This window comes from Methylomarinum sp. Ch1-1, from assembly GCF_030717995.2.
GTDB lineage: Bacteria > Pseudomonadota > Gammaproteobacteria > Methylococcales > Methylomonadaceae > Methylomarinum > Methylomarinum roseum.
In genome coordinates this window covers 2,086,244-2,098,987 of the sequence record NZ_CP157743.1, presented here as the reverse complement: position 1 = coordinate 2,098,987, position 12,744 = coordinate 2,086,244, and the positions used below count along the sequence as shown (strand labels likewise).

The window sequence follows — 12,744 nt, the reverse complement described above, 5'->3', positions numbered from 1 at the left end:
TTAACATGGCGACTTAGGATCGAATAAAATAACAATTGACAGCCACGAAAAACAGTTAAGCCATTGATTTATAATCAATTAAGTTCAACTGTATAAATTACAATCAATTTGACACAAACGCAGAAAACACGCGCAGTCAAACGTGTTAACAACCGTTTATGCACAGAGTTATCCACAGTTTCTGTGTATAGCGCGTTTTTCTAAAAAGAAGAGAATAACCTAGCCAGGCTACTGAGATAATACGTTAGCAAGATAAGGCAACCGCTAAGACTTCTGACCCACGATAATCATATGTCGGTCGCTGGTTTTACGAACGACAAGTTCGCCTAATCCCACCGTCGCCAGTTGCTGCTTGACTTCATCCGGCGTCAAGGCGGCCAGCAATGAATGATAAAAATCACGCCGCAGTACTTCCGGTTCGCTGGAGGCATACTTTTCGACCAAGCCTTGCGCCTGTTGCGGAGAATCCGGACGATATAAATCCATAATCAGAATTTGACAGCCGGGTTGAGCATAATGACTGATGAGTCCCCAAAGGACTTCCGGACGATGTAAATGATGCAGAAAGCTGTTGCTGATAATCGCAGCATAAGGCCCGGCTGGAATCCTGACCTTCGGAATAATGCCCTGTAAGAATCGAATTCGATCTATGAGTTCCGCCCTTGATTTCTTGCGCTGATCGGCAATCGCCAACATTGCCGCCGATCCGTCGACGCCTATCACCTGACAGCGAGGAAAGCGTTCGGCAAAACGAAAAGCCATATTGCCAGGACCGCAACCCAAATCGAGAACGGGGCCCTGCAATTCCACCTCAGGAAAGGCCTCATTGAACGCTTGCAACATCAAAGAATCCGCTTCCGCAAAATCGGCGGCGGCATAGACTTCGGCCTGCAGTGGATCCTCCATTAACTCAGGTTCTAACCTTCGTTTCATCATGACGCTAACGTTTCACAGTGATAAAAAATGGGGGTAACTATTCAGTATCTTTCAGGGTTTAGGGAGTAGACCATTGATTTCTCGGGACGCGTGAATACATCCATGGCAGCTAACGGCATCCTGCCTCACGCGGCACTTGCACTTCCCTGTGCGGCGTAAGCTCTGGCTGCAACGTCCTGTTGCAGACAGCCCGATAAATCAATAGCCTACTCCCTCTGATAAAAATACGCTGAATAATTACAAATGGGGTTGATCGAATAACCAATGAATCTACGTTCGTCATTATAACCGCCCTTACTTATCCCACAGCGTATCGAGCAATCAAATTAATCACAATGCCGGAAGAACGTCGGCCTCGGCGCGACAAGCTTTATTCGGCGCGAAGGCGGGACTCCTACAATACTCCATCGGAGATAATTCCAGCAATTCTCAATTTGTATAATACTGATAACGCTTCCTCATCTCGCACAATGGAATGGCTTTAATTTTACTCGCATGACCGGCCGAGCCAAATGCTTGATAACGTTCTTGGCAAAGCGCCTGCATCGCATCTCTGGCCGCTTTATAAATCTTGCGCGCGTCTAAGTCGGAGGCGTTTTCCGGTTGGGCTAGATAACGACGTATCGCGCCGGTAGAAGCCATCCGTAAGTCGGTATCGATATTGACTTTGCGCACGCCATATTTGATTCCTTCAACGATTTCGTCGACCGGCACGCCATAAGTTTGAGGAATATCGCCGCCATAGTCATTGATGATTTTCAGCCAATCCTGCGGTACCGAGCTGGATCCATGCATGACGAAGTAGGTATTGGGCAGGCGTTGTTGCAATGTTTTTAACCGGCTAATCACCAAGACTTCGCCGGTAGGCGGCTTGCTGAATTTATAAGCCCCATGACTGGTGCCAATCGCTACGGCCAACGCATCGACTTGGGTTTGCTTAACAAATTCGACCGCTTCCTCGGGATCGGTCAGCAACTGACTATGATCCTGTTGCGCCGATGAATCTTCAGTAGCCGCAGCTTCGTTGACCTCACTTTCTAAGGAACCTAAGCAACCAATTTCGCCTTCCACTGACACGCCACAGGCATGCGCCATATTGACCACGGTGCGAGTCACGTTCACATTATACTCAAAAGAGGCCGGCGTCTTCATGTCTTCCAGCAAAGACCCATCCATCATCACCGAGCTGAAGCCGGATTGAATCGCTTGGGCGCAGATATCTGGTGTGGGTCCATGATCCCGATGCATGACGACCGGAATATGAGGATATTGTTCGACGGCGGCAACAATCAAATGGCGCAAAAACACCTCGCCGGCATAGCGATTCGCGCCGGCCGAACCTTGCATAATCACAGGGCTGTCGCAGGCATCGGCCGCTTGCATAATGGCTTGCACTTGTTCCATATTGCTGACGTTGAATGCGGGAACGGCAAAGCCATGTTCCGCGGCATAATCCAAAAGTTGTCGCAATGATACTAACGCCATGTTCGGCTCTCCTTAGTGTTGAGTTCTACTTTATTAACAGAACCGGCCATTTTAAAGCGTGGCCGCTGCAATTAAAAATTTGAAGAGTTTATTGTCAGGGAACGCTATCGCGCACCCTGACCTACTACTATAGTTATCGAAAAATGATAAAACGCATCGACTCTTGCTTAGAGTTCTTTGATTTAAGTCTTTCCATTATTTGCTAAAACATTGTAAGGTAAATGCGCATTGTTCGACTAAAAGGTTAACATTGGAAATCGATCCTGAACTATTGAATTAATTGCTGGAAACCTTTTATGTGTAGCACCCCAAAAAGCTCATCGCTCCCAAATCGACGTAGAAAGAAATCCTCCGAAGTCCAGTCTTATCAAGACTACGCCCGGATGTTGCGTAACGCTTCGGCCTGTTATGAACGCAACCAGAAGCTTAAGGCGGAAAGATTGCTTGATGCCGAATCTGAAACGTCGGCAGCCTCTCAGCGAAATAAACTCGAAAAAGCATCGAGCGCTGAACAACCTAATCCAGAAAATCGCAGCCGATTTCGCTCCTTAATCCGCTTTTTGTCTTCACTTAGCGCGAGTGAACGGATACTTAAGCGAATCATCTATTGAGAATTAAGCAAAGCGCCAAACACGGCGTAATGTTTATACAAAACAGCGACTCGTTACCTTTACCGCCCCTATTCTAAAACACATTCGATATCTTGGAGATAACCGTGAAGAAATTGATTTTAGTTGTACTGACATTAATAATGATCATTACGGCCTGGAGTTATTTAAAAATAGAAGGCATACATTTTGATAATGAAGCCGACATTGAAAAATTGATTTTAACCGGTTCCAGCACGGTGGCGCCGTTAGCCGCGGAAATCGGCAAACGTTTCGAATCGTTAAATCCCAATGTGCGGGTCGATGTGCAGACCGGCGGCTCATCGCGCGGCGTCAACGACGCCCGAGCCGGACTAGCCGATATCGGCATGGCCTCAAGGGCGCTAAAAGACAGCGAAGCGGATTTGCACAGTTACACCATTGCGTTGGACGGCATCAGCATCATCGTTAACGAGGCCAATCCGGTCACGTCGCTCACGCAACAACAAATCATCGACATTTACACCGGCGAGATCACAAACTGGAAGGCCGTGGGCGGAAACGATAGGCCTATTACCGTCGTCAACAAGGCCGAGGGACATTCGACACTGGAGTTGTTTCTACACCATTTCGGCTTGCAAAACACACAGGTGAAACCACATGTAGTGATCGGCGATAATCAACAAGGCATTAAAACCGTTGCCGGCAATCCCGATGCCATCGGCTATGTTTCGGTAGGCTCCGCCGAATACGAAGCCAGCCACGGCGTATCGATCAAACTGCTGCCGTTGCAAAATATCGCGGCCTCGGTCAAAAACCTGCGCAATCGGACTTTTCCGTTGTCCAGACCGTTGAATCTGGTAACTAAGAACGAGCCTTCAGGCATGATCAAGACATTTATCGAATTCGCCCGCTCGGAACAGGTCAATGACATCATCGCAGCGCAATACTTTGTCCCTGTCGCGCCCTGACAAGAAACTGGCGGCGCTGCTGCGTCTCTGCGCGCTGGTTTCGGCGGCGGTCGTGTTATTAATCATGCTGTTTCTGATCGATGAATCCCGACCGCTGCTGGACCATCTGCAGCTGTCGCGATTCTTCACCGACCGCTCCTGGCATCCGGTGCAAGGCTTATATAACCTGACGCCGATGCTGTCGGCGACGCTGTTTTCGACAGCGGGCGCACTCTTGCTGGCGCTGCCGCTGGGTATTGCCTCGGCATTGTTCAGCCGTTTCTATGCCCCGCCGACGCTGGCGGCCTGGTATCGCCGACTGATCGAATTGCTGGCCGGCATTCCTTCGGTGGTGTACGGATTTTGGGGATTGACTACCGTTGCGCCGTGGGTCGCACGCCTGCATCCTCCCGGCGTTAGCTTGCTGACCGCTATCTTGATTCTGGCCTTGATGATACTGCCGACGGTGGCCTTAACGGTCGATGCCGCGTTGGCCGCTTTACCGGTCAGCCATTATCGGGGCGCCGCCGCGCTGGGTTTATCGCGTTGGGGGATGATCAGCGGCGTGGCCTTGCCAGCCGCCAGGGCCGGCATCGCCTCCGGAAGCATGCTGGCGGCTGGCCGCGCCATGGGTGAAACGATGGCGGTGCTGATGGTGGCCGGCAATGTCGTGCAACATCCACACAGTCTGTTCGATTCGGTGCGCACGCTGACCGCCAACATCGCCCTGGAGATGGCCTATGCGATGGGGGATCACCGTGCGGCCTTGTTCGCCTCGGGGTTGGCGCTGATGCTAATGGTGTTGGCGTTGGTCGGCGCAGCTGAATTGTTTAAATGGAAGAGCGCACATGACTAAGAACGGCTTGGCCAGCGTGTTGATCTGGCTGACGCCGATTTTAATCGGGACAATCTTTCTGTGCTTGCTGAGCGATATTATATTGCAAGGGCTGCCCCGGCTTTCCTGGTCATATCTGCTCGAAGCGCCGCAAGATGCCGGGCGCGCCGGCGGCATTGCCCCGATTATCGTGGCTACTGGGTTGATTTTGCTGGTCGCGATCGCGGCCGCTGCGCCGTTAGGCTTGGCGACCGCCGTGCTGCTGACCGAATTCACCCGCTCCCAGCGTTTCTTTGACCGTTTCATCGAACGTAGCCTGGATGTATTGGCGAGCATTCCGTCAATCGTCTTCGGCCTGTTCGGCAATGCTTTTTTCTGTATTTATCTAGGCCTGGGCTTTTCGATTCTGTCCGGCGGACTGACACTGGCCTGCATGGCCTTGCCCATTCTGATCCGCACGACGATGGAGGGTTTGCGCGCCGCCCCCGACGATTACCGGCTTTCCGCCGCGGCATTGGGCATGAGCCGCGCCGCGACGCTGTGGCATTTGCTGCTGCCCAGCGCCAGCCCGGCGCTCGCAGCCGGTTTGATGCTCGCCATCGGCCGGGCCGGCGCCGAGACCGCGGCGCTGATTTTCACCAGCGGCTATGTCGACCGGATGCCAAGCTCACTGTCCGACTCCGGCCGAGCGCTGTCGGTGCATATCTACGACCTGTCGATGAATGTTGCCGGCGGTGACGCCAATGCCCATGCCGCGGCGCTGGTGTTGATCCTTATCTTATTAAGCCTTAACGCGATGGCGATGAGTTTGACTCAGCGCTGGCTGCACAGGAGAATTGTGACCTCATGAATTCTTTTTTCATTAACCGCGAAGCTGATGGCGAATCCGGCAACGATCCCAGCGCCTATACATTGGGACCGTTACAGGCCGGCCCGCCTTGCTGCGATCCCGAACCGTTGCTCAGCATCGAAGACCTGTCCCTACGCTACGGCAACAAACCGGCGCTGGAGAAAGTTTCGCTACAAATTTACAAGGGCTGCATTACCGCGTTGATCGGCCCTTCCGGATGCGGGAAGACCAGTTTTCTCTCGGTCTTGAATCGTTTGACCGATATGATTCCGGACTGTCATGTGAGCGGCAATGTCCGTTTTAACGAGTGCGATTTATTCGACCCGGCTGTTGATATACAGCATTTACGCCGTGATATCGGCATGATTTTTCAAAAACCGACGCCCTTTCCGTTATCGATACGCCGTAATATCGAACTGCCGCTGCGTGAACACGGCATGCGCAAACAAGACGAATTAAACGACAGAATACAGCAGGTATTGCAGGACGTCGGCCTATGGGATGAAGTCAAGGATCGTCTCGATGCCCCGGCGCAAGCCTTGTCCGGGGGGCAACAACAACGACTGTGTATCGCCCGGGCACTGGCGTTGCGACCCAAGGTGTTGTTAATGGATGAACCCTGCAGCGCGCTGGATCCCATTTCTTCCGCGGTGGTCGAAGATCTGATTCAATCCTTGCGAGGACGCTATACCGTCGTGATCGTCACCCATAATCTGGCCCAGGCCCGGCGCATCGCCAATTATGCCGGTTTTTTCTGGGTCCAGGAGCATGGCGGCTGCCTGATCGAGTTCGGTCGCTGCCAGCAAATATTCGAATCGCCGATTCATGGGCTGACGAAGGCTTATGTCAGTGGAAATAGAGGCTAACTGCAATGATTGCATTGCGATCTCCTCAGTTCAGCCTATACCAGTTTTCGATAATCAAGGGGGAACGTCGTCCTTGTTTATCCGGTGAATAGTTTTCACTTAAATACTTCAATATCCGTGCTTCCGTTTCCGGTTTAAATTTCTGCAGCCCTTGATCCTGCATCCAACGGATCGCCTCTCGCCAGCCTTCCAGCGTAGCCCGATTTTGGACTATAAGTTTCGCCGAATGACAAGCCAGACAATATGTCTTGATCAACTCGATGCCCTCATCGACGATGAGCCCTGTCTCGGCATCCAAAGTTTGTTGCGCCTGTACGCGATACGGCGTCCATAAAGTAAGCAGAATCATTAGGCTTGCAAAAACTTTCATTCCCATTCCTTAAACCACTTTCACCGCTATCCGATGGCAGGCATTGTTTAAATAGCCTTTCGGATTCCAGCCGGGCACCACCATCGGCTGCATCTTACCGGCGCTATCCGTGGCTCTGGCCCAGACTTCATAATATCCTTTGCCAGGAAAATCGATTTCGACGTTCCAATGCTGCCAGGCCGTCCTATTTCTTGGCGGCTGCAATTTACAGGATTGCCATGTGACGCCAAAATCGTATGAAATATCCATCGCTTGTACGACCAGGTCACCGGCCCAGGCATGTCCTCTCACCTTCAGCTTCTCGCCTTCGTTGATCATCGCGCCACTGCGGGGATAGGTAATCAACGACTTGACCGGCATGGATTCGATGATGCACATGTCCTCGACGGCAATCTCACTCCCCGGCGCAACCGGGCGACAAGGAACACGATAAGAAAATCCAGTCATTTTAGGGCCGTCATGCACTTTGTTTCTGATCACAATTTTTTCCAACCATTTCCCTGAAGTGGACCCCGGCCAACCGCCGCAGACTAACCGCAATGGATAGCCATTCATCAGCGGAATATCCTGTCCATTCATCGCCCAGGCAATCAAGGTTTCTTTCTCCATAGCCTTGGCAATGGGTACGCCACGTGAAATCGGTCTTTTTCTCGGGTCTCCGCTTAAGTGCGTATCGCGGCCATAGTATCCGATATAGACCGCATCGTCCTTAATTCCTACCGCCCTCAATACATCCCTCAGACGAACACCGGTCCATTCAGGGCATCCAACCGCTCCCAGGGTCCATTGATTCCCCCTCGCCGGCGGATAGAATTCATTTCGGCCGTTTCCACCGCATTCGACCAACAGTTGGTAGGTATAAGGCGAAAAAGTGTTTTTTAAATCTTCGAGGCTAAACTGTTGTGTCGAGGAAGCCGATTCGCCGCCGATTTCGAGCAACCAGGCGCCAACAGCAATGTTTTCGGGAGGTAGGCCGTTATTGCGAATAAATAACCGTTCGGCCGGCGTAATGGGATCGTCAAGTAGATGAGGAGGCGTTTCCGCATTGACGGGCCGGTCGTTCAAAACAATCAGTTCAGGATGTTTACCGGGAATTCTGAAGGGTTCGTCGCTATTGGCCAAGGCGGCGGGAATCAAACCGCCGGGCATGTTATCCGCGAAAGGTATTTGCGAGCCGAGAAAACCGGTCAAGGCCAGCAATCCGCTTTTTTTCAAAAAACCTCGCCGGCTAGACGGGTTGATTTCTCTGCCCCAGAGCAAAAAATCGGCTTTTTCGGGGCTCTTGGAATAAAGCTCATGAATGCCAACGCATTTTTTTTTATGTCTCATCAGTCACCTCATCAAGTCCGACACCTCCGCACAAAATAAAAAACGCGTATGACTCACCAATGCCATATTGGTCATAGCGGACGAACAGATGCGCTAATCCCTGATTTTTTATTTCTTGTTGCGGCAATATTTAAAAGGACACCAAAAGCGTGAAGTAATTCAATGTAACTACCCCCCATTCGTAGGGTGGATAAGCGGAGCGCATCCACCGGGTCGCTCTGGAAGAAGTGTGCGCGGCATGGCCGATTTTTGTTCTGGAAGCGCTACCTGATACTGGCGAGTTTCTTAACCCGAACTCAGGTTACTATTAGCGCACTGACCACTGAGGGGTCGGCAGATCATTAATCCCAAATCATCTGCCTATAGAGGGTTCAGTTTCTCGCTGAACAGCGACGCCGTTAACTGTTAAGAGACTGGCACGAAAATAATCAGGACAATACACCGGTGCAGCTCGAACCTTGTCCGGCCGTGCAACCGTAGCAATGCTCGCCGACGACAACCGGCAACCCATCCGGCATCCGTTCCAGCAATTCATGCAGATGGGTGCGGCGGCCCATCAACGGCAATTCCAGCATTTGGTTAAAATCGCAATCATAGACATATCCCTGCCAATCCACGCTCAGCAAGCTGCGGCACATGACCTGTTCCAGATTCTCAGGCCGATAAGCTTGTTTCAGCACCGTCATATACTCTTCGAATTGGCCTTTCGCCAACAACACCGCGCCGAAACGTTGTATCGGCATGTTGGTGATCGTGAAAAGATTGTTAAATTGCAATTCGAAATGGCCTTGTAAAAATTGCCGGTAGGCCTGCTCCAACTGCTGTTGCGGCGGCGGCAAGGAAATCCCTTGCGGATTGAACACCAGGTTCAAAACCAGACCGCTGTCGGGACGTCCGTAACCCAAGGCATTAAGCTTCTGTAGTCCGTCGATCGAGGCCTTGAACACCCCCTTGCCGCGTTGGGCATCGACATTGTCTTCCAAATAACAGGGCAAGGAGGCGATCACCTCGACCTGCTGCTCGGCCAAAAATTCGGCGGTATCTTGATAGCCCGGCTCGACCAAGATGGTCGGATTACAGCGATCCATAACGCGCAAGCCCTGCTGTTTCGCCTGTTTAACCAGCCAGCGGAAATCGGGATTCATTTCCGGCGAACCGCCGGTCACATCGAGGATTTCCAGATGATAACGTTCGGCGAATTGCAAGGCGTTACGCATCGTGTCCCGCGTCATCAATTCGGTGCGTTTCGGCCCGGCATTGACATGGCAATGTGTGCAGCTCAAATTGCAGAGATAGCCGAGATTCATCTGCAGGGTCTGCAAGCGTCCGCGCTGAATTTTCGGGAAGTCCGTGTTCAGTAGTAAAGGTTTTACGTCGCGCATAAGTTTTATTTAAGATGAGATAGACTGCAAGTAACGGCTCAGCGCCAATTGCGCCGGCAACGGTTCGGAACATGCCGACAAAGTCTGGCGTAAGGCGCTCAGGTCTTCCGCTTCATCGACATCGATCAAAGTCGCAAAGCGATGAACCTGACCCAGCTTTTCGATTCGATTATGGAATTGGACGCCGGTATCGGAAACACTGTAAGTGACCTCCGTCCAGATCTTTAAAGGAACGGCGCAGTTGCCTCCGAATAACCAGAAACCGCCGTCGGCGCTGGGGCCGAACGCCATACGCGCCTGTTCATGATCCGTCAGCCATGCAGCAGCCGACTGCAGTTCCGAGGCAGTCATCTGCGGGATATCGGCGCCCACCAGCATGACGAAATCATGCTGGTGCAACAAGGTTTGATAAATATGAGCCATGCGTTCACCCAAACCGCCCTCTCCCTGCCACAAGCAAGGCAAGGCTTGCCAATAAGCATGATCCAGCGCCTCTTGCTCGGCCACGGCGTAATAACACTGCAAAGCGCTATGCTTGCCTGCGGCCTGCGCAACCTCGGTCACGGCCCGCGACGCCATCAAATGAAAGGATTCCGCCACTTCTGTCCCCAGTTCAGCGGCCAGGCGCGTCTTGACCGGTGAACATCCCGGCGTTTTGACGAAGATGGCAAGCGCGCCGTTCATCGCACGCTCTCCAAACGCTGTTTGGCCTGTCGGTTCAATTGCCAGGTCAGACAGATATGGCGCACCGTCGTCGCCAGCCAGCCCTGCTGCTGATAGCGCCGGGCGCTGGTCACCAGTACGGCCGGCAGTTCGCGCAGTGAAAAACCGGCGGCTTTAACGCGTACGGCAAAATCCAGATCTTCACCCAAGCTAACGGCCTGATCAAAGCCCTGCAACTGTTCGAACAGCGTTTTCCGGATTATGAAGCCCTGATCGCCAAACGGCAGACCGAAAAAACGCGAGCGCAGATTGGCCGCAGCGGCGTTCAAGCGGGTCAAGCAAGGGCCGTCGCCGGCAAACCTCAGCCTGAAATAGCCCAGGATTTGCCCGCCTTTGGCGATGAAATCCCCTACCGCTGTGACGACGTCTTCGCTAAGGCGGGTATCGGCATGAACGAACCAGACCAGCTCACGCGTCGCTTGCTTTGCGCCGGCATTGAGCTGATGCGCCCTGCCCGGCACTCCGCAAAGCCAGTTTGCATTGTTCGGCAGATCACTATCGGCGGACCGCGGCTGACAGGCGGATAGTATGATTTCCGCTTCGCTGCCGAATACCGCCAATTCGTTCAACAACTGAGGCCAGACTTGATCATCGGGTCCGACCGGCACGACGATGCTGAGCTTACTAAAGTTCGTCATCGCACTCAGCAGCAAGCGGCGCCGGAATCCAGCGAACGACTGGTATTGGGCGGCGCGCAGTCGAACAAGCCGAAATGCGTGGATTTGTCGCCGATCAGTTCAAAATGTTCGGCGTATCGACTGGAGCCCAGCATATCGGCGGTGTTACCGCAAACGCGTAGCGGCCGGCCTGTTTCGAAGTGATGATGATCGTCCAAATCGAAGCCATGCGGATGTTCGGCGATTGTGCCTTTGTAGATGGCGACTTGGCCGAAGTCCTCGCAGCGGTCTTCCAACGGCATCTTAAAGGCCCTGACCGTGACCGAGCGAAAATTGACCATGCCGATTTTGGCCGCCACTTCCGGATCGTCCAAGCTGATCGGATTTTCCTTGACGACGCGCACATCTGGACAACCCAGCTCTTGCATGATGCGGCGGAAATCTTCCCAATAAAGCGCGCCGCCCAGACATTCGCCCAACAGCACCGGATCCAATTTCAACGCCTCAGAAATACGCCGATCGGCGTAGACATCGGAAAAGTACAGTTCGCCACCGGGTTTCAGCACCCGGAAGATTTCCGTCAGCACCTGGCGTTTATCCGGCGACAGGTTGATCACGCAATTAGACACGACCACATCGATGGAATTATCATCGATGCCGGCGCTGGCCAGATTTTCGATCTGACCATGGACAAATTCGACATTGGAGCGCGCATAACCATAGCGCTCGGCGTGCCAGTCGCAATGTTTTTTGGCGACGGCAAGCTGTTCTTCCGTCATGTCGACGCCGATCACCCGACCCGATTCACCGACCAGGCGCGACAACAGATAGCAATCGCGGCCGGAGCCGCAGCCCAAGTCCAGTACCGTTTGACCTTCCAAGGCCGGCGGCAACGGCGAACCGCAACCGTAGAAACGGGAAACCACTTCCGGATGCAGATCGGTCAGAAACGGGCGCAAATGCCAAGGCATCGCATCCAACGTACAACAGGCGCTGGTTTTCAAATCCTGATTGGATTTCAGCACCTCACCATAATAATTTTTTACAGATTCACTGATGGCGGTATCCGTCATATGAGCTCCAAATAATGAAATAAGACACACTCTCGCATGTGTCGATAAAGAGTGTAAAACGCATTAACCGATGGGTCGTAAAATTTCAGCTTAACTTACAAAAATAATCAATTTTTTCATCGCGATGCTCTGGAATCTCAAGTTTACAATAATTTGGAGAAGGCTATGCCTTGAACTTAAAGCGCTCTCTATGGCGTCAAACCATGGAAAAGTCTGCCCGTAGGAGGCCCGCCCTCGGGCCGAATGGCTCTTTTCGCGCCGAGGGCGGCGCTCCTACGCAAAGCATCGTCTTGCCTTCGGATGTGCTGAACGGCGTGAAGCGCATAAAAATCCGGTGCGCTTCCTATCGTCAGCACACCCTACCGCATCGTAGGGTGGATCAAGCGTAGCGGATCCGCCATTGTAAGGCGGCTTCGCGTAGGGTGGCTTCGCGAAGCAAGCCACCAAGCCACCAAACCTCGAGCCGGGTACAAAATTGGCCGTTGTGCGTATCCAGGCGGATTGCCTGGCGGCGAATCCACCCTACGGTTGCGATGCCAATGTAGCCTTGACTTCGGATGTGTCGAACAGCGTGAAGCGCATCGAAACAAGGTGCGCTTCCTATCGTCAGCACACCCTACTCACATCCGTGAGGTGGATCAAGCGCAGCGGATCCGCCATTGTAAGGCGGCTTCGCGTAGGGTGGCTTCGCGAAGCAAGCCACCAAACCTCGAGCCGGGTACAAAATTGGCCGTTGTGCGC

General features: G+C 52.7%; 13 protein-coding genes. 5 read left to right on the top strand and 8 right to left on the bottom strand.

Annotated elements, in window-relative coordinates; genetic code table 11:
* Positions 1–264: 264 nt before the first annotated feature.
* Entirely contained in the window at positions 265–933 is a 669-nt protein-coding gene (locus tag Q9L42_RS09820; RefSeq protein WP_305908613.1) for a class I SAM-dependent methyltransferase, read from the bottom strand.
* Positions 934–1,365: 432 nt separating this feature from the next.
* Positions 1,366–2,421 carry a class II fructose-bisphosphate aldolase gene (gene fba / locus Q9L42_RS09815; RefSeq protein WP_305908614.1) on the bottom strand — a complete coding sequence of 352 codons (1,056 nt, stop codon included), beginning with the start codon at positions 2,419–2,421 and terminating at the stop codon, positions 1,366–1,368.
* 715 nt (positions 2,422–3,136) lie between these two features.
* Here fba and Q9L42_RS09810 point away from each other — a divergent pair.
* The 4 genes from Q9L42_RS09810 to Q9L42_RS09795 are packed head-to-tail and all read left to right on the top strand — an operon-like array spanning position 3,137 to position 6,509.
* Positions 3,137–3,979, top strand: a complete 843-nt coding sequence (locus Q9L42_RS09810; protein ID WP_305908615.1) for a phosphate ABC transporter substrate-binding protein — start codon at positions 3,137–3,139, stop codon at positions 3,977–3,979.
* Positions 3,936–4,814, top strand: a complete 879-nt coding sequence (pstC, locus tag Q9L42_RS09805; protein ID WP_305908616.1) for a phosphate ABC transporter permease subunit PstC — start codon at positions 3,936–3,938, stop codon at positions 4,812–4,814. The genes Q9L42_RS09810 and pstC overlap by 44 nt, the downstream gene beginning before the upstream one ends.
* Positions 4,807–5,643 carry a phosphate ABC transporter permease PstA gene (pstA, locus tag Q9L42_RS09800; RefSeq protein ID WP_305908617.1) on the top strand — a complete coding sequence of 279 codons (837 nt, stop codon included), beginning with the start codon at positions 4,807–4,809 and terminating at the stop codon, positions 5,641–5,643. The genes pstC and pstA overlap by 8 nt, the downstream gene beginning before the upstream one ends.
* Positions 5,640–6,509, top strand: coding sequence for a phosphate ABC transporter ATP-binding protein (locus Q9L42_RS09795; protein WP_305908618.1), 870 nt, complete (start codon positions 5,640–5,642; stop codon positions 6,507–6,509). The genes pstA and Q9L42_RS09795 overlap by 4 nt, the downstream gene beginning before the upstream one ends.
* A 25-nt stretch (positions 6,510–6,534) precedes the next feature.
* Here the strand turns inward: Q9L42_RS09795 and Q9L42_RS09790 are convergent, their stop codons facing one another.
* The 6 genes from Q9L42_RS09790 to Q9L42_RS09765 form a co-directional block, all read right to left on the bottom strand.
* The gene (locus Q9L42_RS09790) at positions 6,535–6,879 is read right to left on the bottom strand and encodes a hypothetical protein (protein WP_305908619.1); all 345 of its coding nucleotides are present in this window, start codon (positions 6,877–6,879) and stop codon (positions 6,535–6,537) included.
* 9 nt (positions 6,880–6,888) lie between these two features.
* Complete coding sequence (locus Q9L42_RS09785) at positions 6,889–8,208, bottom strand: sulfite oxidase (protein ID WP_349432698.1); 1,320 nt, start codon at positions 8,206–8,208, stop codon at positions 6,889–6,891.
* 428 nt (positions 8,209–8,636) lie between these two features.
* Complete coding sequence (gene arsS / locus Q9L42_RS09780) at positions 8,637–9,590, bottom strand: arsenosugar biosynthesis radical SAM (seleno)protein ArsS (RefSeq protein ID WP_305908621.1); 954 nt, start codon at positions 9,588–9,590, stop codon at positions 8,637–8,639.
* Positions 9,591–9,599: 9 nt separating this feature from the next.
* Complete coding sequence (locus Q9L42_RS09775; RefSeq protein ID WP_305908622.1) at positions 9,600–10,274, bottom strand: TIGR04282 family arsenosugar biosynthesis glycosyltransferase; 675 nt, start codon at positions 10,272–10,274, stop codon at positions 9,600–9,602.
* Positions 10,271–10,951: a TIGR04283 family arsenosugar biosynthesis glycosyltransferase gene (locus Q9L42_RS09770; protein ID WP_305908623.1), complete on the bottom strand. Its 681-nt coding sequence runs from the start codon at positions 10,949–10,951 to the stop codon at positions 10,271–10,273. Before Q9L42_RS09770 ends, Q9L42_RS09775 begins: the two co-directional genes overlap by 4 nt.
* A 5-nt stretch (positions 10,952–10,956) precedes the next feature.
* Positions 10,957–12,003, bottom strand: coding sequence for a methyltransferase domain-containing protein (locus Q9L42_RS09765; protein WP_305908624.1), 1,047 nt, complete (start codon positions 12,001–12,003; stop codon positions 10,957–10,959).
* Between the two features lie 203 nt (positions 12,004–12,206).
* Here Q9L42_RS09765 and Q9L42_RS09760 point away from each other — a divergent pair, with 203 nt between their 5' ends.
* Entirely contained in the window at positions 12,207–12,392 is a 186-nt protein-coding gene (locus Q9L42_RS09760; protein WP_305908625.1) for a hypothetical protein, read from the top strand.
* The last annotated feature ends 352 nt before the right edge of the window (positions 12,393–12,744 follow it).

Coding starts and splice junctions, on each gene's coding strand:
- Q9L42_RS09790 (WP_305908619.1), bottom strand. CDS start 6,879: ATGAAAGTTTTTGCAAGCCTAATGATTCTGCTTACTTTATGGACGCCG.
- Q9L42_RS09765 (WP_305908624.1), bottom strand. CDS start 12,003: ATGACGGATACCGCCATCAGTGAATCTGTAAAAAATTATTATGGTGAG.
- Q9L42_RS09785 (WP_349432698.1), bottom strand. CDS start 8,208: ATGAGACATAAAAAAAAATGCGTTGGCATTCATGAGCTTTATTCCAAG.
- fba (WP_305908614.1), bottom strand. CDS start 2,421: ATGGCGTTAGTATCATTGCGACAACTTTTGGATTATGCCGCGGAACAT.
- Q9L42_RS09770 (WP_305908623.1), bottom strand. CDS start 10,951: ATGACGAACTTTAGTAAGCTCAGCATCGTCGTGCCGGTCGGACCCGAT.
- Q9L42_RS09795 (WP_305908618.1), top strand. CDS start 5,640: ATGAATTCTTTTTTCATTAACCGCGAAGCTGATGGCGAATCCGGCAAC.
- Q9L42_RS09760 (WP_305908625.1), top strand. CDS start 12,207: ATGGAAAAGTCTGCCCGTAGGAGGCCCGCCCTCGGGCCGAATGGCTCT.
- pstC (WP_305908616.1), top strand. CDS start 3,936: ATGACATCATCGCAGCGCAATACTTTGTCCCTGTCGCGCCCTGACAAG.
- Q9L42_RS09775 (WP_305908622.1), bottom strand. CDS start 10,274: ATGAACGGCGCGCTTGCCATCTTCGTCAAAACGCCGGGATGTTCACCG.
- Q9L42_RS09820 (WP_305908613.1), bottom strand. CDS start 933: ATGAAACGAAGGTTAGAACCTGAGTTAATGGAGGATCCACTGCAGGCC.
- arsS (WP_305908621.1), bottom strand. CDS start 9,590: ATGCGCGACGTAAAACCTTTACTACTGAACACGGACTTCCCGAAAATT.
- pstA (WP_305908617.1), top strand. CDS start 4,807: ATGACTAAGAACGGCTTGGCCAGCGTGTTGATCTGGCTGACGCCGATT.